Source organism: Lachnoclostridium phytofermentans ISDg (assembly GCF_000018685.1).
Classification (GTDB): Bacteria; Bacillota; Clostridia; order Lachnospirales; family Lachnospiraceae; genus Lachnoclostridium; species Lachnoclostridium phytofermentans.
In genome coordinates this window covers 1,193,200-1,217,939 of the sequence record NC_010001.1, presented here as the reverse complement: position 1 = coordinate 1,217,939, position 24,740 = coordinate 1,193,200, and the positions used below count along the sequence as shown (strand labels likewise).

The window sequence follows — 24,740 nt, the reverse complement described above, 5'->3', positions numbered from 1 at the left end:
TCACCAAATCGTTTTCTAATTTTTTTATTCATTTACTTTATGCTAATACTGTACATAATATCCATCTAGATAAATATAAATACTAAATTTTTATAGAAAAAAGTCTCCAATCCAATCGCATTGAGACTAATCAACACAAAGTCCTAAAATAAAAAAGACTATCCAATAATGTTCCCATATCTTTAGATAATCTTTCTTCAACGGATAATCTTTTTCAAGAAAGGTAGTAGTTTTCCAACAACTAATTCCAAAACAATTCATCTAGCGTCTTATGCAATACTTTACATATTGCAATACATAGATTAATGGTTGGATTATAATCTCCTTTTTCAATCAAAGAGATTGTCTGCCTTGATACCCCTACCAAATCAGCCAGCTGCTGTTGTGAAAGGTCCATAGCGACTCGAGCCGATTTTAACTTTAAATTCTTCACGCGCTTTCCCCCCTATTCACTTTGCCTATTCATTGTTAGCTTCTTCACCGACAGTACAATAAATAAATACAGGAATAAAATTGCACATTGAAATATTGTGTTAAGAGTTTTCTGTTGATTATGCTTATACTGTTATGTTATGTTTTCTTTATTTTCAAAATATCAGAAAGGCTTAACCTTTTTATTCAAGATTAATTTTATATCTTCCATATGCTCTTTGGACAAAACGCGATAATGAATCCATCCGCCATCACCACAAGGATATTTATAATCAATGAACTCCCTCGTATATTGGAGCAAGTCATTATAAATACTTTCAAATCGCTTGTTATCCAATTTAATCATAACCGTGAAAGCATCCTTTTCGGCAAATACATCGCAAATGTGCTTACTCTTTATAGAGTATTTATAGCCCCAGCCATATTTATTGCCGTATGGAAACCTTAACAGCTTATCAGATCTTAATTCCCCTGTCAAAAAGCGATCCAGATTTAAAAACATCTCTCTTGTGTTCCCACAATATACTGTAAATTCATCAAATGTTGGCTGATATGCCTTATCAAGCATCCTCTCGTACATTTTGCCCTCCTACCATATTTCACTAATATAAACTCAATATTATGGTGTTAGTATATAACTTATGATTCACTTTTCTCCGCTAGTTAATTATTTTGTATGGTAATAATGCTCTCTCGTGATTACAAGTTTAATAACTCCTTTTTCCTCTTTGTATTCAATAAATCCTGCAGACAAATGTGCTTGTGCGGCTGATTTCCGATTAATCTCAAAATCATTATGAACGGCATTAACTCCAAAAATATCGAAAGCCTGTTTTAATAAAAGTTTAATTGCTTCAGTTGCATACCCATTGCAACGATATTTGTTTTCTATAACGACACCCATATCATACCAATCGCCCTGTTTGCTCTTATGTAAATTTACTTCACCAATAAATTCACCGTCATTACGTACTATATATGCATAAAAACGGTCTGGTTCATTATTTATGAACCAATTATACCAACCTTCCCATTGGCTTTTGGGAAAATCAATACAACCAGTATGATTATTATAGCCTGCAAAATTAAGTTCGTACCCCTTGTTATAGCTCATAGTATCAGGGTCGCTCAATATCTGTTTGCGATACCATAATTCAGAAAGTTTAGGAGTGTATAAATGCAATCTATTTTCCATTAATCTACCTCCAATATAAAAAGCTCAAGAACTCATAATCTTTAATAAGATATAATTATTTTCTTGCATATTTTACATGCTTCGCAGGAAATATTGGTAGAATTGAATCGTGTCAAGTAGGGTCCGTCCAAAAAAATCCCACCTTTTTTTTCTATTCTTTTTTCAGTGGGAAACATTCCATATTTTTCGTTCAAAGGTAAGTAAAATAATCCAGTGCTACCTTCTATTTTTAGTTTTCCTAATTCCATTACATTGTTGCAATATGGACACTTCATAGCTATGCCTCCTTTAATTTGTACACTTCGTGTTATATATCATCATCTCACAATATACGTTGATAAAGCTTAAATAAATCTAATCCATATTCACTTAACCCTAAGTCTACGGTATCAATATATTGAAAGTCACAGCTTTCATAAAGTCTTATAGCCGGAATGTTTTTTTGGTAGACATCCAACCGAAGAGCTTTCATTTGCATTTGCTCAGCATAAGTAATGACAAAATCCATTATCTGCTTTCCAACATGTTTGTTTAAATATTCTGGATGAACAGCAAGTGTATAAATAACAAAAATTTCACTATAATCCAAATCCGTATGCCAATTTACCAGAGCATAGGCCGATTCCGGTCGATGCCGAAGAATCACGGTACCCACAATCTTTCCTTCTGTTCGCGCTACAAATAAGTTACCTTCTTCAATTCCCTCAACTGCAGTATCTCGGTTTGGGTAAATATTCTTTTTCCAGCCTGGATAGTTTGTATGGCAAGCCAAAAAGTCATTTAAGTCATCATAAAGCCTTTCCAATTCATCCACATCTTGCAGTGTACCCTTTTCAAATCTTAAGTCCATTTTTATCCTCTTTTTCCTTGTTTATTCCATATATACCATATTATATTATATTTAATCGTTTTACAACTACATTGCATTTACATATAAAGCGAATTCTTTTGTGGTGCGATCTCAATCCACCTCATTCCTTCGCCATTATCTTCTTCAGATATTACAATAAAGCCTACCTTCTCCGTCCAAAATTTTACTGCTTCATCTTGATTATTTACACAAACCATAACTTGACCTAATGTGCTAATCATAAACTAACCTCCTTTCAGATTCATCATGAATAATCATGTGTGAATGATAATTTTGTTATATCATCTAACCATATAAAAGGACACATCATATTATGGAATTCCTTCCTATTTCTCCAATCTCATCTTACCATATTCTATCAAGCTCATAAAGATTATTTTGGAGAATACTTTGGTTGTCTGATTTAATTATTCGCTAGCTTGTTACTATACTATAATTGTTGGTAAAAAAATAAGGATATATTCTTCTGATTCAGAACGAATTATACCCTTATTCTACTATTCGCTAATCTACAAAAATGAAAAATCGTACTTATTAGCGTAGTTATTGTTTCTCCAACAAAAGCATTATTACAATCTAACGAATATTTTGAGTGAAGGTATTAAGAATTCTCTTTTTAATTGTGAAAAGTTACATCTTTCTAAGGAAGATTTAAAAAATGATTATACTATTGCATTTATCTCCGGCGCTTTAGTAGAAATAACAATTAAATATATTATAAATGGAAAAACTGATGATTTATTTATTATAGAAGAACTATTAATTGCATTATTTGTGGCTAGGTATGTTAATTTAACGTAAGACACTCTCCTTATGTCATATCTGCTATTTGACGACAAGCGGAACGCTAAAAAAGTCCCAATTCAAACGAATTGGGACTTTTAGTTAAATATCTACTTTCTTCTTCCTATGATTCTCCATCTATTCTATATGAAGATTAAGTCTCCTCATAACACACTCTAATAGAAATCTATCACATTCTGTTGACACAAAAACTTACTTAATTATATTATATTCCATTTGTTTTTGCCGGAAATTAAATTGAACGATTGCTTCTTTAACAATTTCAGTCCCATTATAGGTTAGTGAAGCGCGAAATTCTATACTATCGTTATCTGTCCACTCGATTGACTCTGCCCCACTATAATTCTCATAATCGGATCGTTGCCAAAAAGTATAGTCTAAATCCTTTGCAACCATAATCCTTGCGCTGTCGATTAACTCTGGGCTAGTTATACCATTTTCCAAATCCCAAATCATAAGATAACCGCTTTTGTTGGAAACAAATGTAACAGCAAAGAGCTTTCTGTCAGGCGATGGGATAATTTGTGTTATATACATTTTGGGACGCTCGAAAGACGCAAGTTCGCTTAGTTCGCCATCTTTTATCTTCCATATCTGATTATAGGATCCATAATCAGAGTAGTCATTAAACAGTGTAAATATAAGTGTTCCATCTGCCATGTGGACAATACGCGGGTCGTTAAACTCCTTTTTGAGTACCGAGAGTGAGAAAGCGGCAGCGTCCGCTAATTTTTCATCCTCATTTGTGAGGAAAGGGGTTAATGCTTGAATGGCTTCTAAGCGTACCTTTTCGTCATTATAGTATTCTACTAGTTTGTTGATGGCAAAGTACTGTTTATACATATCGTCGGATTTTAAGGCGTCAAAATACACCTTTACTCCGTATTGCTCCGCCATTGCGTCCGCTACCGCCATTTCCTCTGGTGACAGATATCTTAAATAGAAAGAGCTAATACTTTTTTGGATATAGTTTGCCGCAGAAACAGTTGTTCCGAAAATTAAAATTGTAATGCAAGCTGCGATAGGTAAATAGCGAAATATAATCCTTTTTAGTGATAAAGTTTTTCGTTTGCTTGTTGCTTTGTGCTGTGGTGCAGCTTCCTCAATGAATTTGTCTTCAACATTTCCGATGGATCGAATCAATTTTTCATTTTTCATATTGTGATACCTTCTTTCTCCAGAATGGTTTTTAGTGCATTTCTTGTGCGGAATAGAGTGGATTTTACCTGACTCTCGCTCTCGTTTGAGAATTCTGCGATTGCTTTGATAGGCATTAGGTACCAATACCGTTGAATAAACATAATACGCTTTTGTTTTGGTAAGCTTTCGAGAAATGAATTTAGAATTTCTACTAATTCTTTTTCGCTTATGCATTGTTCAATATTTGATACAGATGGAACACACTCGTCTAATTCGGAGAGAGCAAGTTCTGTCTGCCCAAGACCGCGTTTCCCAGCAGTATATTTTTTATACTTATCTAGAGAAAGATTGCGCGTTATCTTACCCAAAAAGACTGCAAAACAGTTTGGGCGATTTGGCGGTATGGCATTCCATGCGCGGAAGTATGTATCGTTAACACATTCCTCAGCGTCCGCATTATTATGTAAAATATTATACGAGATAGAATGACAATACCGGGAATACTTATTCGCTGTTTCATTTATAGCAGCTTCGGAGCGTTCCCAATACAAGTCAACGATTTTGCTATCTTCCAAGTTGTTCTCCTCCTTAAAATTTCTGAAAGGCCTTTCACCCATATAGACGATAAAAATTATGCTCCGTTGCGCGAGAATAAAATTTTTTAATCAGCGCGAGTTCGCATTTGTTAAAATATAATTTTTATAATTGAAAATACTAAAAAAGAATAAAGATACCATCTCTAAAGATAGTATCTCATTCTGCACTCTTTCACTATATAACCAAACTAAGCAATACCTCTTTTTGCCATTCTTCCTGTATATTTGCTATATATGCGGCTATATCCGTTGTCGCAATACTCTTAATGGTATCTCCGCCAAATACCGTAGGATGATTACAGAACTTACAGCGCACTTCTTTTTTTACATACTCTCTTACCTCTTGATAATTTTTAAATTGAACTATCATTGGGTCGTTCCACCAATTACACAGTCTACTAACAAAATGGCAAGCATTATTCTTTTATTAACTTTAGCTTTTATAGTCTTCCTCCTCCCAGTCCTAAAAACCCCTATTCATTGAGCAATCATACCAAGTGTTGTCATGTAGCCTCGGACAAGATAGTAATAAGAGGTTCCAGATGCCTTTACTACTAACATCCTTCTTCTTGTTCTATCAAATTCGTTCCATAAGCTCTAAATTTGTAACTATTGGTATAGACATTTTTTAAATACTTATGATTTTTTAACAAATAGAAATTATTATAATTCAATATTTTTGAAAGTACAATTAAAGATCCATCCTTCTTTGCTGCCGGATAGAAAATCATTTCATCTCCATATCCATCGCTATGATATACAACGCCGTCGTTACTATAATAGTAACGATTTTTTTTAGATACCTGAATTGCTTCTAATGCAGTGAAACCTTGTAGACCAAAATATTTATTTAAACATTCGATACTTGTAACATTACTTCCAATATTCAATGTCTTTAGATATCTATTTTGAGTCAAAAATACTTTCGTAGCGCTTTCAAGTACAGTATATTCTTTCTCTTTTTTTCCCATTGGATATACGAGTAACGTCTTTTTGTCCTTTGTATATAAAACACCATCAATCGTTGTTAAATTAGGACTTTTAGAAGATACCTTTATCTCTACTAAATTCTTGCAATTAGAAAACCAACTAGAATCAGATTCTAGGCTTAGCGACAATTTATCTGATAATGTGATCGATTCTAGATAATTATGTACTTCAAATGTGTTCTGTCTAAAGTTTGTAACTGAGGAAGGTACCGTAAATGTTTTAGTCTTCTTATTCTGAGGATACCATATTAACGTTGATTTTGAAGCATTATATAATACGCCGTCCACAACACACGCTTTTTTATTTCCCTTAGCAAGTTCAAATTCTTTTAAATCCGGTAAACATTCATACGGAAAATACAATCCACTTCCTTCTATTATAATCTTCGTTACATTAGTCATTTCATTTTGAAAATTCCTCATATAGCTGCCTTTATAATTAGCTGGTACACGAATCGTTGATATCGAACTTTTATTTGGCATTAAATATAAAGTAGTGAGTGCTTTATTATACAAAATCCCATCATACAAAGTAAAATATTTGTTTCCTTTTTCTAAATAAATTGTTTTAAGATTTTCCATCTTCATTCTAGTTCCAAAGTTTTTCATATCTCTAGGTATTGTAATTGATTCAACATAATCTAGATTATTGATACTACCATAACAAACTTGTAACGTACTAGGAAATGTTAGATTCTTTACCTTCTTCCTAGTTGGCCAATAGATCAAGTGTGTGATATCTTGATCATATATCACCCCATCTATAACATGAAACTCTGTGTAATCATTATCTAAAATGTGACCAATCTTACTATATTCTAAGCGATACTGATTTACGAAATTAACTGAAAGTTCACGTGGAAACGTTAGTTCTTCAATTTGTACTCCGTATAATGCTCTGTAATCTATCTTTGTAACTGTTTCAGGCATATAATAAATTTTCGTAACTTTCCCTTTGGGATATTCTATTAATGTATTCAAAGATTTGTCATATAAAACGCCATCTATAGCACGCAAATATAGATTATTCTCATCCACATTAACATATGTTAAATTTGGTAAAAATCCATAGGAACCAAACCCACCATATGAATAAAAAGAATCGATTTGAAGTAAAGCATTGATTTCAATTCGTTGTAATCTGTGATTTACACCAAATGCAGATGACCATATGCTCGTTAATGATTCTGGCATAATATATGTCTTCCCAATTTTGTTACTTGGATAACAAATTAAGTTAGTGACATCACGATTATAAAGAATTCCATTAATATCTGTATAATAAGAATTCTGTGGGTGCACTTTGACTTCTTCTAAGTTTGATAAATAATAGGGAAACGTTTCTCCTGCATATAAAGTACTTATCATTGAATAAAAATCTTCAAAATAAAATGCATTTCCAACATCCTTTAGACTTTTTGGCAAAGATATCACTTTCACATTCGGAAAATAGAAAAAGATATACTCTGGTAAAGAAGTAACGCCCTCTGCTATGATTACTTTTTCAACCTTATCAAAGATTGTAGCATAAGGAAATGTATCAAATAAAGACACATCTTGAATGGTAACCACTTTTTCATTCTGATACTTTATTGTAGTGCCTTTAGAAAAAATAAAGCCCTCCACCAAATTTTCTGGCTTTTGTTTCGATTCTTCTGTTTCAACAGAAAATTGTACCTCTTTCATAGGGTTGTTATTCATAACCCAATTAGAATCTAAATATTCTTTTACCATTGAACTATAATCCGTTTTAAACGAATAAATTTGATAATCACCAGACCAACTATTTAATCGATAAAGTATATTATCCTTTATTTCAAAATAATCATTTCCATTCAATTTAATACGTTTTAAATTAGGTAACAGCTGAAACGCTTTTCCTTCTCCACTTGAATAATAACCTTCCACATCAGAACGAACTCCAAACAAAGCACGTAACGATTCAGAGAAGATAATTTCTTCAAGATACGGATTATACGCATTAAAGTCTGCAACATATACCATATCTGGAATCTGATATCTTTTATCCTTTTTTGCACATGGATAAAGTAATAGTTTACCATATGCGCGAAAAACAACACCATCTACAGATCTAAAATATGGGTTTCCTTCTTCAATAATCACTGCTTCTAGCTCAAAACATTCTTTTCCTAAAGGGATATCATATATTGTCTCGTAATCGTAATAAGAATCATCTTGATAATTAACCAATTGACAGTTCTTATGCACATATAACTTTTGCAAATGATTTTGTCTTCTAAGCTGACCGTTATCAATTAAGGTAACCGCTTCCGGTATTGTATAACTCTTGATATCTAAATTAATTGGGAACCATATAATTTTAGTCATAGCCTTATCATAAAGAATCCCATCTTTTACCGTATAATAAGTATTCGATTTCTCTAATTCTAGCACGGATAGATTACGAAAACCGCCTAATAAGCCACTATAATTATAACCTTCCATTACTTTTAAATTTTTAGGAAGTTTTAAAGCCTGTGTTGAATTTACAGTATCAAATAGTTCCATTGGGAATGTTTCTATATTGTCATGAATCTTAATAACAGTCTGTTCATTCTGATTCGGGTATACAAAAATGTTACTAAAATCGTTAGAGTATAGAACCCCATCAAATAATGCCAGATATGGATTACTCTCATCTACCTGTATGGATACAAGTTGATTTTTACTCATATCTGAACAAGACATTAAGGATTTTGGTATTGATAGTGTTTTAATTGTATTGATATTGTTAATCTTAGTTCCATCTAAGACCACCATCCCCTGTGGTAGATTTAACTCTTCTACTTGTTTCTTTTCAGGCCAATACTCGATAAAACTTTTATCATGTCGATATAAAATTCCATCGATCGAAACAAAATATGGATTTGTTGATGCAACCGTAATCGATGTTAATTCAGATTGATAAAATGCCTGACTTTCTAATTGGCGAAAGCTTTTTGGTAACGAAATCTCAGTTAATGTCGATGCACGAAATGCAAAGTTTTCAATACATACGAGTCCTTCCGGTATCTGAATATGATTCAAAGAAACAAAGGCAAATGCATCGTTATTAATCACTTTTGTTCCATTTTCTACGATCGCATTGGCTCCTTTTTTCATTGGATAGGAAATCAATTTTGTTCCATCTTTACTATATAAAACCCCATCGATACTTTGATAAGATGGATTATTCTCATCCACATAAATCTTTTCCAAATTTGGAAAAACCGCTTGTAGTGATGAGAGATAACCATTGGTAACAATTTCTTTCACCTCTTGTGTTATATATAGCTCTTTTATGGTATTCCATACTGGCATGCTACTAAAGTAAGCTTCAGAAGTTGAAATTGTCACTTGATATACTTCCTTAATATTCGTTATTTCTTCCTGCTCTTGTGATGAAATACTATTTTGATACAAATACAACATATGACCTTTCACTTCATAGTTCTTAGATTCGGATGCTTTGACTGATTGGGTATTCATTGAAATAATAAATACCATGATAGGAAGAAAAAGAATACTCCTTATCGTAAGTAGTGATTTTATCCTGTTCATACTTATCCTCCATCCTGTGGCAGTGCTGCGAATTTGAGCGACAGCACAAATTCGAGTATGAGAAATCTTGATTTTTCACACCCCCCTAATTAATTAATCAGCACATATATCATAATCTTGCTTGATATTGCTTAGATAAAATTTGTTACTATATCCCAAGGATAGGCATCAAAAAAGGCAATCATATGGTAAAATCATTACAATATTCTTACATATTATACCAGGTACTAAAGCTGCTGTCACAAAAGCTTCCACCATTCTTGCCACCTGCTACCATCATTCCCCTTTTTTATCCAACCTGATGATTTTTAAATCCACGGTATGCAAATGGTAAAATAATCAAGGAGCCAGCAATAGCAAATCCAACATAAGTAATGGCTGGCGTTAATACGATACCCCCAAATTTAAATAGATATGGCGAGAAGATAGCTACTGCAGCACATGCCTTAGTTGGAAATATTTGAAGGATTTGATACAATGCTCGATATACCGGTGAAACATTAATAATATATGGCGCTATTAATACAACAAAGGATAGTATGATAACTGGAAATGATGATTTGAATAATGAGGAAAGTAGTAACGTTAGCATCGCAAAAAATATTGACATCACAAGTACTACACCTATAGAAATCATCATAGCTCCCAATAATGTAACCGGATAAGTGGATGACACATTCATGGATTGTATCGCCATATTCCATCCCATCGAACCAAAAATACTGAATAGCCCGATTACTGCAATCGACAATGTAATGGTTGTAATCCCAAAAGAAAGTGTTGTTCCCGTAAATAATTTTGCGATAATTTCTTTATTCTTTCCGTATCTAGTTGATAACAAAAGATAGTCTGTTCTGCTTTGATATTCATCTGCAAAAATCGGTGCCATGCATATAGCTATTTTTCGCATTGATTGCATTTTCACATGGTTTGTTATCGCTAACCATTCTCAAAAACATCTGTTCCTGTTCTTGTCTAACATTGATAATTGGATAAATTTTTGCAAATTCATCTGCTTGCTCTTCCGGTACTATACATTCCCAGACTTTATCTTGTATGGCTGTAATTATCTTATCTAAACTTCCATTATGAATAAGTTGGCCATTTTTCATCACTAGAATTGTTGTAGCTATATTCTCAATATCTGAAACAATATGCGTTGATAATAATATTATTCTATTTGTTCCTAACTTCGAAATTATATTTCGAAACCTAATACGTTCCTTTGGATCAAGGCCTGCAGTAGGTTCATCTAGCACAAGAATCTTTGGATTATTTATTAGTGCTTGAGCAATTCCTAAACGTTGCTTCATACCACCTGAAAAAGTTTTTACTTTCTTCTTTGCGACCTCCGTTAAAGAAACCATCTCTAACAATTCTTTTGCTTTTTTTTTGCTCTTTGCTTTGGTAATCCCTTTAAACTACCCATATAGCACATAAATTCAATTGCTGTAAATTCTGGATAAAACCCAAAATCCTGTGGAAGATATCCTAAAATATCCCGATACTCTTCTTGGCTTACATCAATTCCATTAAATTTAATCTCCCCGGAAGTCGGCTTTAAAACACCGCATATCATTCTCATAAGAGTCGTTTTTCCTGCCCCATTGGCTCCTAACAGCCCATAGACACCTGGTTTTAATTCAAGAGAAAGTCTATCTACAGCAATTTTATTTTTATATTGTTTCGTTAATCTGTCTAAAACTAATTCCATTGTAATGCCTCCGTTTTTTTAATAAGTTTTGAGCCTTGATTTACAATTGCAATACATAGCAAAATAAAAAGCACAATCCAAAAAAATACAAACTTATCACTATATATCATTGGTTTTGAATTGGCTAGAATCCCATTAAATACGCTCACAAAACAGGATACCCCCGCGCAGCAATAGACCACTTCCCTGCTAGAGATTTTATTCATCAGTATTAATGAGCCTAGACAAGATATAAGATAAGGAACACTCAAATATAAGCCAAGTTGTAAACACCCATAATTTATTTTGAAAGCAACAGAGAATAAAACAATTCCAAATACGAACGCATTTGTGAGACCTAATATGCCCATTCGCATTAATAAAACTTCACCCAGATTAAATCTTGTGGTCATTTCAAGTTCTGACATGCGAAAAGAACTAGATCGTGCAATCTCCGTAGACGCTAATAACGCTAATAAAGGAAACAAAGAAGAAATCACCCATACCATAGAGTAAGTTGCATCATTATCTTTCATTATCTTACACACAGCAAATGCACTCAATATTAGTACCAATGAAAGACCCCAAACTCTTTTTCTTATATACCCAATCTGACGGAATAAAAATTCTCTATATGTTGCTTTGGGATAATTGAAATTCTGTAGAAACTCTTCTTTTCTTCTAGTATCAGGTGTATCAAAAACTTGCCTGAGTTGCTCTTTCATCTCTCTTTTCATTGAAAATCCTCCTCCCTTAACATCTTTTTCAAACATTGTAAAGCCGTATTAATTTTACGATATATAGCAAATCTTGACTGATTGGTAATTTTACTGATCTCATTCATAGATAGTTCATTCGCGTATCGCAATAGTAGCAATTCTTGCATATCTTTCGGTAAGCTTTTCACTGCATTTTTAACTGTAATTTTGGTATTAATATTCTCAAACAATTCATCGCACTGTATTTCCTCATCAAGTGGTTGTAGCTTTAATTTTTTGTAATAATCAATGCAAAGATGATTGGCTATAGTATAGAGATAAGCCAATGTTTTCCCTTTATCTATATATGTATTTTGACTAAAATATTTGAGGAAAGCTTCTTGTGTCAGATCCTCAGCTACATAGCTATCATTTGTTTTAAAATAACAATATCTATATATTTTGTCATACAGTTCTTTGATTTCAATCGACAATGAATTACCTCCCTTCACTATGTATAACTGTTATATTATAACAAATGTGCGCCAAAAAGAAAAAAACTGCAATACATAACTCAGTGTATAGTAAAACAATCGCTTAATTCCTCACAAAAAATAAGATACCATCTCTAAAGATAGTATCTCATCCTGCACTCTTTCACTATATAACCAAACTAAGCAATACCTCTTTTTTGCCATTCTTCCTGTATGTTTTCTATATGTTCGGCTTTATCTGTTGTCGCAATACTCCTTAATGGTATCTCCGTCAAATACCGTAGGATTATTGTTCTATCAAATTCGTTCCATAAATTCTAAATCTGTAACCATCGCATAAAATATTTTTTAAATACCTATGATTTCGTAACAAATATAAATTATCTAAACTCACTACTTTTGAAGGTACAACGAAAGATCCAGCCTTCTTTGCTGACGGATAGAAAACCATTTCATCTTCATGATATACAACGCCGTCGTTACTAAAATAGTAACTATTTTTATTAGATACCTGAATTGATTCTAATGCAGTGAAGCCTTGTAGACCATGATATTTATATAAACCTTCAATGCTTGTAACCTTACTTCCTATATTCAATGTCTTTAGATATCTATTTTGATTCAAAAATACTTTCGTAGCACTTTCAAGTACAGTATATTCTTTCGCTGTTTTTCCCATTGGATATATGAGTAACGTCTTTTTGTCCTTTGTATATAAAACACCATCAATCGCTGTTAAATTAGGATTTTTAGAAGATACCTTGATCTCTATTAACTTTTTACAATTCGAAAACAAACTAGAATCATAGTCTAATTTTAGCGATAATTTATCTGATAATGTAATTGATTCTAGATAATTATGAACTTCAAATGTGTTCTTTCTAAAGCTTGTAACGGAGAAAGGTACTGTAAATGTTTTAGTTTTCTTATTCTGTGGATACCACATTAATGTTGATTTAGAGGCATTATAAAGCACGCCTTCCATTACACTTGCTTTTTTATTTCCCTTAGCAAGTTCAAATTCTTTTAAATCTGGAAAACATTCATAAGGAAAATACAATCCACTTCCTTCTATTATAATCTTAGTTACATTGAACATTTTATTTTGAAGATCCCGCATATAGCAGCCTTTATAGTTAGCGGGTACATGAATCGTTGATATCGAACTAATACATGGCATTAAATATAAATTAGTGAGTGCTTTATTATACAAAATTCCATCATACAAAGTAAAATATTTGTTCCCTTCTTCTACATAAATTGTTTTAAGATTTTCCATCTTCATTGTAATTCCAAAACTTTTCAAATCTCTAGGTATTGTAATAGACTCAACACAATCTAAATTACTGATACTTTTAAAAGAACAACTTTGTAACGTACTAGGAAATGTTAGATTCTTTACCTTCTTTTGATTTGGCCAATATATCAAGTATTTAATATCTCGATCATATATCACACCATCGATAACACGAAAATCTGTATAGTCATTATCTAAAATGTGACCAATCTTACTATATTCTAAGCAATTCGTATTCAGATATAGTTCACGTGGTAACATCAGTTCTTCCATTTGTACTCCGTATAATGCACTAGATTCTATATTTGTAACTGTTTCAGGAATATGATAAATTTTTGTAACTTTCCCTTGGGGATATTCTATTAATGTATTCATAGCTTTGTCATATAAAACGCCATCTACAGTACATATATATAGATTATTCTCATCCACTTTAAAATAGGTTAAATTTGATAAAAAACCATAAGAACTAAACCCACTATACATATAACCTGAATTGAATCGAAACAAAGCATTGATTTCGATTCGTTGTAATCTGTAATTTGCACCAAATGCAGATGTTTCTATGCTCGTTAATGATTCTGGCATAACATATGTTTTATCAAGTTTATTGCTTGGATAACAAATCAAATTAGTTACATCACGGTTATAAAGAATTCCATTAATATCTGTATAATAAGAATTCTGTGGATGCACTTTGACTTCTTGTAAGTTTGATAAATAATAAGGAAACGTTTCTCCAGCATACAAAGCTCTTACCATAGAATCAAAATCTATAAAATAAAACGCCTTTCCAACATTGTTTAGGCTTTTGGGCAAAGAGATCACTTTCACTTTAGGAAAATAGTAAAAGATACTCGCTGGTAAAGAAGTAACGCCCTCTGCTATGATCACTTTTTCAACTTTATCAAAAATTGTATCATAATGAAATGTAGTAAATAAAGACACATCTTGAATGGTAGCCACTTTTTCATTCTTATATTTTATTGTATTGTCTTTAGAGAAAACATAACCCTCCACCAAATTTTCTGGCTTTTGTTTCGATTCTTTCGTTTCAACAGAGAATTGTACCTCTTTCAAAGTGCTGTTATTCATAACCCTATTAGAATCCAAATATTCTTTTACAAATAAACTATAATCCGCTTTGAACGAATAAACTTGATAATTTTCACTAGGCCAGGCATCTGACCAAGAGCCTACTCGATACAGTATATTATCCCTTATTTCAAAATTATCATTTCCATTCAATGTAATACGTTTTAATTTAGGAAACAGTGGAAAGGCTTTTCCTTCTCCAAGTGAGAGAAATACATCCTCATCATAACTAACTCCAAACAAACCACGTAACGATTTAGAGAAGATAATTTCCTCAAGATAAGGATTATATGCATTAAAATCTGCAACATCTATCTTATCTGGAATCTGATATTTTTTATCTTTTTTTGCACATGGATAAAGAAATAATACATTTTTATCTGAGTGAAAAACAACACCATCTACAGATTTAAAATACGGGTTTCCTTCTTCAATGATCACGGCTTCTAGCTCAAAACATTCTTTTCCTAATGTAATATCACATAATGTATATAAATTAACTTGAGCATTAGCCAATTGGCAGTTCTTATGCACATATAACTTTTGCAAATGATTTTGTCTTCTAAGCTGACCGTTATCAATTAAGGTAACCGTTTCCGGTATTGTATAACTCTTGATATCTAAATCTATTGGAAACAATATGATTTTAGTCATTGCCTTATCGTAAAGAATCCCATCTTTTAGCGTATAATAAGCATTCGATTTATCTAATTCTAATACAGATAAGTTACGAAAACCGCCTAATAAGCCACTATATTTATAACCTTCCATTACTTTTAAATTCTTAGGAAGTTTTAAAGCCTGTGTTGTATTTACAGTATCAAATAGCTCCATTGGGAATGTTTCTATATTGTCATGAATCTTAATAACAGTCTGTTTATTCTGATTTGGGTATACATAAATGCAACTAAAATCATTAGGGTATAAAACCCCATCAAATAAAGCAAGATATGGATTGTTATCATCTACCTGTATGGAAACAAGTTGATTTTTACTCATATTTGAACAAGATATTAAAGATTTTGGAATTGTTAGTGTTTTAATTGTATGGATATTGTTAATCTTAGCTCCATCTAAAATCACCATCCCCTGTGGCAGATATAAATCTTCTACTTGTTTCTTTTCAGGCCAATACTCGATAAAACTCTTATCATGTCGATATAAAATTCCATCGATAGAAACAAAATATGGATTTGTTGATGCAACCGTAATCGATGCTAATTCAGCTTCATAAAATGCCTGACTTTCTAATATTCGAAAGCTTTTTGGTAATGCAATCTCAGCTAATGTCGAAGCATGAAATGCATAGTTTTCAATACATACGAGTCCTTCCGGTATCTGAATATGATCCAAAGAAACAGAGGCGAAAGCATTGCTACTAATCACTTTTGTTCCAATTTCTACAATCGCATTGGCTCCTTTTTTCATTGGATAGGAAATCAATTTCGTTCCATCCTTGCTATATAAAACTCCATCGATACTTTTATAAGATGGATTATCCTCATCCACATAAATCGCTTCCAGATTAGGAAAAACCTTTTGTAGTGCTGTAAGATAATGATCGATTGAAATTTTTTCCACTTCTTTTGTTATATGTAACTCTTTTATGGTATTCCATACTGGCATGCCAATAAAGTTTACCACAGAAGTTGAAATCGTCGCTTGATTAATTCCTTTTGTATTCGCTATATCTTCACACTCTTGTGTTGTAATATTATTATTATACAAATACAATATATGACCTTTCACTTCATAGTTCTTAGATTCAGATGCTTTGACTGATTGAGTATTCATTAAAATAATAAATACCATGATAAAAAGAAAAAGAATACACTTTGCCATATGTAGTGATTTTATCCTTTTCATACTTCCTCCATTCTGTCGCAATCCTGCGAATTTGGGCAACAGCACAAATTCGAGTGTAAAAAATCTTCGTTTTTCACACTCCCCCTAATTTACCACGCGTATATCATGATCTTGCTTGTGATATTGCTTAGACATAATTTTACTATATTCTAAAGATAGACATTGAAAAAGGCAATCATATGGTAAAATTATTACATTTTCTTAACATATTATACCAGATACTAAACTAGAGATACAAAAAAGGAAAAATCACAATCTTTTCAAATTTAAAATTTAAAATTATCCCTAACTTCTTTTTTCTGTCTATGAAAGTATCTTTTCGCTTTCATAGACAGAGTATTCAAAATCAGTAAAACTCTCCTTTACTTATGGTACGGTTCACCGTAACATAAATAAAGGAGAGTTTACATCTTGTCTTATTAACTGATTAACTCGTAGAACTTTCTAATTGGTGAAAAATAAATCCGCTAACTACACCAATTATTTTACAACAATATTAATAATTTTACCTTTCACATAGATCTCTTTTACAATTGCATTTCCTTCTATTGCTTTTGCAACGGTAGGAACTTCCTTCGCCTTAGCAAGGGCAGAGTCATTCTCTTCATCCACAGATAACTCCACAGTACCCTTCACCTTACCATTTACTTGAACACCAATCGTAATAGTATCTTCTTTGATAGCGTCTTCATCATAAGTCGGCCAGCTCTCATTAGCTAGTGTATTGTTATGGCCCAAGACATTCCACATCTCTTCACCAACATGAGGACAAATACAAGAATACATCTTAATAAAGCCTTCTGCATACTCTCTTGGGCAAGATCCAACTTTATATACACTATTTACAAAAATCATCATCTGGCTAATGGCGGTATTAAAGCCTAATTGTTCGAAGTCGCTTGTCACTTTCTTCACTGTCTGATGATATACTTTTGTTAAGGAATCCTTATTGTCGTCTGTAATGTTCTCTTCATTAGTAAAGAATGTCCAAACACGATTAATGAATTTTCTTGCGCCTTCTACACCTTGTTGATTCCATGGTTTAGATACTTCTAAAGGTCCCATAAACATCTCATAAAGTCTTAAGGTATCTGCACCATAATCTCTAATGATATCACTTGGATTTACAACAAATTCTGGGAAACGTTTACCCATCTTTATACCATTGGAACCTAGAATCATTCCTTGATGAACTAATTTCTTAAATGGCTCTTTTACTGGTGATAAACCTTTATCATATAAATAGCGATTCCAAATTCTTGAGTACATTAAGTGTCCAACTGCATGTTCTGGACCACCAATATATAAATCTACTGGTAACCAATGCTTTAGCAATTCTTGATTTGCAAATTCTTCTTGGTTATCTGGATCGATATAACGCATAAAATACCAGCTTGAACCTGCACTACCAGGCATAGTTGAAGTTTCGCGCTTTCCTTTTACGCCGTCTTTTTCATATTGTTTCCACTCAGTTGCATTTTCAAGAGGAGCCTTACCATTCTTACCTTTGTAATCTTCAAGTACAGGTAAAATAAGTGGTAATTCGTTATCGCTTAATACATGGATTTCATCATTTTCTGTATAAACAACTGGCACTGGTTCTCCCCAATATCTTTGTCTAGCAAAAATCCATTCACGGAAATGGTAATTCACAGATTTACGTGCAACTCCCATCTTGCTTAACTTCTCAGTAATAGCTCCTTTGGCTTCTTCTACTGTAAGTCCTGTAAATTCTTCTGAGTTCATTAACTTGCAACCTTTGCCAAGATAATCACCCTTTTCAAATGCTTTCTCACTTACATCTGCTCCATCAATTACTTGAATCATAGGGATGTTATGAACCATCGCATATTCAAAGTCTCTTTGGTCATGAGAAGGAACTGCCATAACTGCACCTGTTCCATAGCTTGCTAATACGAAATCACCGATGAACAAAGGAACTTCCTTACCATTCACTGGATTAATTGCATAGATACCCTTTAAGATACAACCTGACTTTGTCTTATTAAGCTCAGTACGGTCCATATCATTCTTCTTAAGAGTTTCATTAATATAAGCTTCTACTTCTTCTTTATTCTCAATTCTAGGCATCAAGTCTTTCACAATCTGACCGTCTGGAGCAAGTACCATGAAAGTAATACCGTAAATTGTTTCAATACAAGTTGTATAGATAGAGAAATTACCGCCACCAACAATCTCAAGATCAACTTCCACACCTTCGGATTTACCAATCCAGTGTCTTTGCATATCCTTAGTGGATTCTGGCCAATCGATTTCCTCTAAGCCTTCTAATAATTTTTCAGCAAAAGCTGGCTGATTGATTACCCATTGCTTCATATTTTTACGGATAACTGGATAACCACCACGTTCCGATTTACCATCAATAACTTCATCATTTGATAATACTGTACCAAGTTCTTCACACCAATTTACTGGCATATCAATGTATTTTGCATAACCATCTAAATATAATTGTTTGAAAATCCATTGTGTCCATTTATAGAATTTGGGGTCACTAGTAGCAATCATTTTAGACCAGTCATAGTCAAAACCAAGTTCTTTTAACTGTTTTGAGAAAGATTCAATATTCTTTTCAGTAAATCCATTTGGGTGATTTCCTGTACTAACAGCATATTGTTCTGCTGGCAAACCAAAGGAGTCATATCCCATTGGATGCAATACATTATAACCTTGCATACGTTTCATACGTGATACAATGTCAGTTGCAGTATATCCTTCTGGATGTCCTGCATGAAGACCAACTCCTGATGGATAAGGGAACATATCTAATACATAATATTTAGGTTTACTAAAGTCCCATACATCGGTTTTAAATGTTTCTTTCTCTTCCCAATATTTCTGCCATTTCTCTTCAATTTTATTTGGATCATATAGTTGTTCCATATTTTTTCTCCATTCTTTTGCTTTTAATAAATTAAAAAAATCCCTTCGCCTCCAATAAAGAGACGAAAGGATAAACCTACCGCGGTACCACTCTAATTCAGGGCTAACCCTGCACTTAAATTCTATAACGGGAATTCCCGCTAAGGTCTACTTATGTTCAACCTCAGAGTTCATAGACGAGTTCAAAGCTTCCCAGATTATCTTCCACCTACCGATAACTCTCTGTTACTGGAACCTACTTTTACTACTTCTAATCATAACTTTTTTCTTATTTATCTGATAATACACTAACCTTTTCTTTGCAATATGTCAAGGGGAACTATGAAAAATTAAAGAAATCGATCTCATTTATCACTTTCATTCGTATCTTTTAACATTACTTAGGTACGGTTCACCAAAGCATATGTGCGTATCGCCGTAGCATATGTGCGTATCATCCTTTGAGAGTTCCTAAGAACTGCCTTTTATAGTAATTTAATCAGTGCTTCTAATTCTTCTGATAAAGCTTTTGCAAGCACAAAATTAGTATCCTTTAGAGCCAAGGCTATTTTAGTTTCCACTTCTTTTTTCTTTTGTTCAATTTCTAAATAGTCTTTATCAAAATGATTCGCATAAATCATCTTTCTGAATTTTCGTATACTCATTTTTCTAATCGTCTTATCTTCAATGAGCAAAACATAATCCATACAGTTTGCTATAGAATAGAAATCATGAGAGATCATTAAAATCGCGCCATTATAGTTTTCTATGGCTTTTTCTAGTGCTATTTGTGAATAAGTGTCTAGATGACTGGTTGGTTCATCAAGTAGCAACAGATTCGCTTTACTAGCAGAAATTTTAGCCAACTGAAGTAAGTTTTTCTCTCCACCAGATAAAGCTTCAATCTTTTGATTCATGAGTTCTTCCTCAAAACCATAGTTGAAAAGATGTGTTCGAATCTCATCATAATTTTTAAATCCAGCCTCAAAGAACTCTTCTTGCATCGTATTCGATTCATTTAGCATTTCGCCTTGAAGTTGAGATAAAAAAGCCATTTGAACATCTTCGTGTATCTCAATAGACTCATGATTATTTTTAAAGATTTCACGAAGTAAAGTTGTTTTTCCGCTACCATTTGGACCTATAAGGGCCACCTTATCAGTAGAGTTAATTTCAAAGTTAACATTCTCTAAAAGTACATCTTTAAATGAGGCACTGTAATCATTAACTTTTAAAACAATCGTTTCTTCGATTTCATTTTCTGTAACTAAACTGATTTCCGGTTGTTTAATATCAACAAATGGCTCTTTTATTCTACGTTCTTCTAATCTTCGTAAAAGTGAAACTCTGGCATCTAACGCTCGCCCTCTAGAGGCACAGGTGTAATAAGTTGCGGCAAATCTTAGTTTATCGATTATTTTCTTATTTCTCTCAATTTCCTGTGCATCAGCATCCGCTAGTTCTTGTAACTCGATTTTACTTTGAAGTAACGAGAAGTTATAATCAATATATCTTCCATTATACTCTTGGAGTTCTGTGTTTTCTAAGTGTATTATTTTATTAAAACAATGATTCAATAGATATCGGTTGTGCGTAATAACTAGCATAATCCCTTTGTGTGAATTAATTAGATTTTTAAGTGCATTAAGGTGTTCAAAGTCTAAAAATACATCAGGTTCATCCATAATCATTAAGTCTGGCACTGTTAGCATTTCCTTAATCACTTGAATAAGTTTGAATTCCCCACCACTAAGTTTCGATACCATAAGATCTTCATACTTACTTAGGTTGGCTAGATTTAGTTTCTTAGTAATATTACTTTCGAAATCATCCCCACCAATTGCATCTAATGCATCCAACGATTGTTGGTATTTTTCCAGTAAAGAATCGATATCCGAAGATGTTTCCATTTCAGCACAAATAGAGTTTATTTCATTTTGTAACTTAATGAATTCTTCCGCAATATATTCGAATACTGTAATTTCTTTTGTTTTATCCAATTGCGAGAACTGACTTACATACCCAATTCTACAGTTAGGGGTTATCTCTAACTTTCCATCGAATATATATCTTTCAGGGTTCATAATTATATCTATTAATGTACTTTTTCCAGTGCCGCTTGTTCCTATAAAAGCACAATGTTGATCATCTTCTAATGTAAATGAAATTTTATTATATAAATCCTTTTGTGGAAAAGAGTAGGATAGGTTTTCAACTTTAATCATATTATTACCTTTCTTTATGAATAAAAAAGGGGCTGTTTCACAATAATTTTACAGTCCCTTCCATATATTATCTCTCAATCATAATTTTACAATTGATTTGTATTTATTACAGATTTTTTGTTTACCGTTGGTAGCATAACACTTTTTAAGACTAATTTCAATCCTAAATTCTTTAGCAATCTTTATACCAAAAGGTGTCACTTAGGTGCCATTCCCCCATCACCATCCATCTACCTCTCCATATCCATACTTCTCTCCACATTCCATTCCATCCAACTCTATATTCTCCGGTACTCCTTGACCCTCATGATTCTTGGTGACCATTGACTCGACAAAAAAATGTATTTGAATCAAACAAATTATCTACCATTTACTGATCAACGGTCTTGCATACATATCATAACAAGAGTATTAGCAAAGATAGTTTTATAAATACTAAATTTAATTTTCTTTCCGTAAAATCTTATCCATCGCTTTCCCCTTTGCTAATTCATCTATCAACTTATCCAAATAACGAATTTCCTTCATAGTCGGCTCTTCAATATCTTCCACTCGAACACCGCATACAGCACCTTTAATCAAAGCTCTGGATGGATTCAGCCTCGGAGCATTCGCAAAGAAGGTCTCAAAGTCCGTCTGCTTTTCTAGCTGTTCTAGTAATCCTTCCGGGCTATATCCTGTCAGCCAACAGATGATTTCATCAACTTCTGTTTTCGTACGTCCTTTTCTTTCTGCCTTCGTAACATAAAGTGGATAGACACTAGCGACACTCATTGTATAGATATTATGTTTTGTCATGATATCTCCTCCCAAATTCCCAATCTTCTCATAATCTGGGCACCGATTCGTTTACCGATGCAACCTAACAGTTCTTCTCTTTTCTCCTTTAGAACCCCATCCTTGTCTTTTGCTAAAATATAAATATAGAAGACTGGCAGATAATCGGAATCAAGCTGTAAAATGTCAGCAATTCCGCTGATATCCTTTAAGGTACTGATCTTTTCCTTATGGTTATAGAAATAAATTGGAGAATCTAATCCAATCGAAATCCGTTTAAATAAAGTAACCGTATCATAAGTCTTAAGATTAGTAACGATATGATTTGTTTCGACTTCCACGATTTCTCTAACCATCTGTTCAAAGGCTTCGATTTTCATTTCTTTACTATATCTCCAAATAAAGGACAAAATAAAGCCAGAAGAATTTTTCATAGAATTCTCTAACATTTGATGAATCAGCTCCGTGGATTTATCCCCACAAGATGGCTCATTTTCTTTCCCTAGGAACTCTTCAATCTTGCCTTTTTGTTTTATTATCTCTAGTTTCACAGCGTCGTCAATAATCTTAAAATTCTCACTCCGTTTAATCAGGGAATGATACCGCTTGCTATTCCGCAGCAATTCCGCCAGACGTTGTTCCAACACAAAATCCCCAGAGCCTTCTTCGATTTCTTCATTATGATAATATTCTGTATAATAAATTTGCCGGAGTACGGTCGTTAACCAGGAGTCATTCCATTGAGAAAGTGCATTTGCTTGGATTGCTGACTTTTTATCCCCCAATGGAAACCAAAGTCCTGAGATATCAAATGGTATCAGTACTTCGCTGTCACGCTGTGTTTCCGATACTGTTTCATTCAAATATTTCTTCACCAAATCTTTTACGATTCCTTCCAGAATATAATCAGATTGGATGACTCTATGATGATAAATAATATCTTTATAGCTATTATATCTACGCTTAACAAAATCCTCTACCGAGCTTACTGCTTTTATTGGAACACAGAAAAAAATCTCTCCATTCTCGACAAACAACTGCATATCATTAATAATTCTGCTATACTCTATCTTTCCAGAATCCTTTCCCGAATTGATTACATCTCTCGTCACATAATCCAAGCGGTCTCCGTCCAAACTAGAATCAATAATCCTATGAAGATACTTGAATGCCCCATCCTCTGCAAAAATTCTTTTTACACTTTCTAATATCAGAAGTTCAAATAAATTTTCATCGTATTTCTCATCATCCTCTGAAATTGGCATGATAATTTTGCTTAAAATACCCTCGCTGATCTCGTCACCCATTTGTTCGTGTAATTTCTTATTACCCTCAAAGTATTTCGACATAATCGAGACAAATTCTTTTGCATTTTCCTGTTCACTAACTGCTTTGTCTTTATATTCCAGGTAAACATCTTTCAACGCAAATTCGACTATATGACTAAAGGGAGGATGTCCAATATCATGTAACAATGCTGCTGCACGGATAGATTGTATGAGGATAAGATGAATGACTTTATACTGATCAGGGATATTGTTCGGTATAAGGGAATGTCTCAACTTATCTAGTTCAATCTGCGGCATCGCCTTCGGGAGTCTGCTACCTAATTTTTCTTCACAAACATCCATCTGCTGTCTTAATCTATCTAAAATCGTTGCATATTCTCTATCAAAGATTTCAAAGAATTCACTCAACATAGAATCTGTTGTATTCAGTAACGATTGAAAAAACATATCAGAACAAAGTTTCATCGTACCAACGGAGTGTTCAAATCGTTTGGTTCGATTGGTTGGAAATGTTAGATATACCGTAGAATTTTGATATACGTCATGGAGACGATTAAAACCAATTGTTGAAACGATTCTTCTTTCATATTCTGTTAATGGAATTAATCCATGAATAGAATCGTTCAAATAAATACCGTTTTTCAAGTTAAGCCTCCTACTATTTTTTATCTATTATAAAGTATCTCCACTCATAATTCTACTGATTCAATGTAAATGTTACTCATACCTTCTTTTATACCCCTTTATAGGAAACTCGAAGTTTCCTATAAAGTAAAAAGAACAGGGTACACTAATTTGTACTCTACTCTTAAAAACATGGCTTTATTATATCTAT

21 protein-coding genes and 1 other annotated feature are annotated in these 24,740 nt (G+C 33.0%); all 21 genes read right to left on the bottom strand.

What is annotated here, in order from left to right; genetic code table 11:
- Positions 1-241 precede the first annotated feature (241 nt).
- Positions 242-433, bottom strand: a complete 192-nt coding sequence (locus tag CPHY_RS05065; protein WP_012198981.1) for a helix-turn-helix transcriptional regulator — start codon at positions 431-433, stop codon at positions 242-244.
- A 162-nt stretch (positions 434-595) separates the two neighbouring features.
- Positions 596-1,012 (bottom strand): DUF3788 domain-containing protein, encoded by a 417-nt coding sequence (locus CPHY_RS05060; RefSeq protein WP_012198980.1) that lies wholly within the window; start codon positions 1,010-1,012, stop codon positions 596-598.
- Between the two features lie 87 nt (positions 1,013-1,099).
- Positions 1,100-1,627: a GNAT family N-acetyltransferase gene (locus CPHY_RS05055; protein ID WP_012198979.1), complete on the bottom strand. Its 528-nt coding sequence runs from the start codon at positions 1,625-1,627 to the stop codon at positions 1,100-1,102.
- A gap of 41 nt (positions 1,628-1,668) precedes the next feature.
- Entirely contained in the window at positions 1,669-1,902 is a 234-nt protein-coding gene (locus CPHY_RS05050) for a PF20097 family protein (protein WP_012198978.1), read from the bottom strand.
- 47 nt (positions 1,903-1,949) lie between these two features.
- Complete coding sequence (locus tag CPHY_RS05045; RefSeq protein ID WP_012198977.1) at positions 1,950-2,477, bottom strand: GNAT family N-acetyltransferase; 528 nt, start codon at positions 2,475-2,477, stop codon at positions 1,950-1,952.
- A gap of 77 nt (positions 2,478-2,554) precedes the next feature.
- Positions 2,555-2,719: a VOC family protein gene (locus CPHY_RS05040; protein ID WP_012198976.1), complete on the bottom strand. Its 165-nt coding sequence runs from the start codon at positions 2,717-2,719 to the stop codon at positions 2,555-2,557.
- Positions 2,720-3,494: 775 nt separating this feature from the next.
- A complete protein-coding gene (locus CPHY_RS05030) occupies positions 3,495-4,460 on the bottom strand; it encodes a hypothetical protein (protein WP_012198974.1) in 966 nt (321 codons plus the stop codon).
- On the bottom strand, positions 4,457-5,017 hold the full coding sequence (locus CPHY_RS05025; protein WP_012198973.1) for an RNA polymerase sigma factor: 561 nt from the start codon (positions 5,015-5,017) through the stop codon (positions 4,457-4,459). The genes CPHY_RS05030 and CPHY_RS05025 overlap by 4 nt, the downstream gene beginning before the upstream one ends.
- 196 nt (positions 5,018-5,213) lie before the next feature.
- Positions 5,214-5,408, bottom strand: a complete 195-nt coding sequence (locus CPHY_RS05020) for a hypothetical protein (protein ID WP_041703217.1) — start codon at positions 5,406-5,408, stop codon at positions 5,214-5,216.
- A gap of 184 nt (positions 5,409-5,592) precedes the next feature.
- Entirely contained in the window at positions 5,593-9,588 is a 3,996-nt protein-coding gene (locus tag CPHY_RS05015) for a leucine-rich repeat protein (protein ID WP_012198972.1), read from the bottom strand.
- Positions 9,589-9,877: 289 nt separating this feature from the next.
- On the bottom strand, positions 9,878-10,498 hold the full coding sequence (locus CPHY_RS05010) for a hypothetical protein (protein WP_012198971.1): 621 nt from the start codon (positions 10,496-10,498) through the stop codon (positions 9,878-9,880).
- Positions 10,455-10,955: an ATP-binding cassette domain-containing protein gene (locus CPHY_RS22715; protein WP_330370910.1), complete on the bottom strand. Its 501-nt coding sequence runs from the start codon at positions 10,953-10,955 to the stop codon at positions 10,455-10,457. Before CPHY_RS22715 ends, CPHY_RS05010 begins: the two co-directional genes overlap by 44 nt.
- A 2-nt stretch (positions 10,956-10,957) precedes the next feature.
- Positions 10,958-11,302: an ATP-binding cassette domain-containing protein gene (locus tag CPHY_RS22710; protein WP_330370886.1), complete on the bottom strand. Its 345-nt coding sequence runs from the start codon at positions 11,300-11,302 to the stop codon at positions 10,958-10,960.
- Positions 11,293-12,018, bottom strand: coding sequence for a hypothetical protein (locus CPHY_RS05000; protein WP_012198970.1), 726 nt, complete (start codon positions 12,016-12,018; stop codon positions 11,293-11,295). Before CPHY_RS05000 ends, CPHY_RS22710 begins: the two co-directional genes overlap by 10 nt.
- On the bottom strand, positions 12,015-12,473 hold the full coding sequence (locus CPHY_RS04995; RefSeq protein ID WP_012198969.1) for an RNA polymerase sigma factor: 459 nt from the start codon (positions 12,471-12,473) through the stop codon (positions 12,015-12,017). The genes CPHY_RS05000 and CPHY_RS04995 overlap by 4 nt, the downstream gene beginning before the upstream one ends.
- Positions 12,474-12,759: 286 nt before the next feature.
- Entirely contained in the window at positions 12,760-16,731 is a 3,972-nt protein-coding gene (locus tag CPHY_RS04990; protein WP_012198968.1) for a leucine-rich repeat protein, read from the bottom strand.
- 480 nt (positions 16,732-17,211) lie between these two features.
- The gene (leuS, locus tag CPHY_RS04985) at positions 17,212-19,635 is read right to left on the bottom strand and encodes a leucine--tRNA ligase (protein ID WP_012198967.1); all 2,424 of its coding nucleotides are present in this window, start codon (positions 19,633-19,635) and stop codon (positions 17,212-17,214) included.
- A 55-nt stretch (positions 19,636-19,690) separates the two neighbouring features.
- Positions 19,691-19,902 (bottom strand) — a binding site (T-box leader).
- A 197-nt stretch (positions 19,903-20,099) separates the two neighbouring features.
- A complete protein-coding gene (locus tag CPHY_RS04980) occupies positions 20,100-21,839 on the bottom strand; it encodes an ABC-F family ATP-binding cassette domain-containing protein (RefSeq protein ID WP_012198966.1) in 1,740 nt (579 codons plus the stop codon).
- 219 nt (positions 21,840-22,058) lie between these two features.
- Positions 22,059-22,193 carry a hypothetical protein gene (locus CPHY_RS22285; RefSeq protein WP_278183985.1) on the bottom strand — a complete coding sequence of 45 codons (135 nt, stop codon included), beginning with the start codon at positions 22,191-22,193 and terminating at the stop codon, positions 22,059-22,061.
- Positions 22,194-22,280: 87 nt separating this feature from the next.
- Positions 22,281-22,637 (bottom strand): DUF2200 domain-containing protein, encoded by a 357-nt coding sequence (locus CPHY_RS04975; protein WP_012198965.1) that lies wholly within the window; start codon positions 22,635-22,637, stop codon positions 22,281-22,283.
- A complete protein-coding gene (locus CPHY_RS04970) occupies positions 22,634-24,550 on the bottom strand; it encodes an HD domain-containing protein (protein ID WP_012198964.1) in 1,917 nt (638 codons plus the stop codon). Before CPHY_RS04970 ends, CPHY_RS04975 begins: the two co-directional genes overlap by 4 nt.
- Positions 24,551-24,740: the final 190 nt, after the last annotated feature.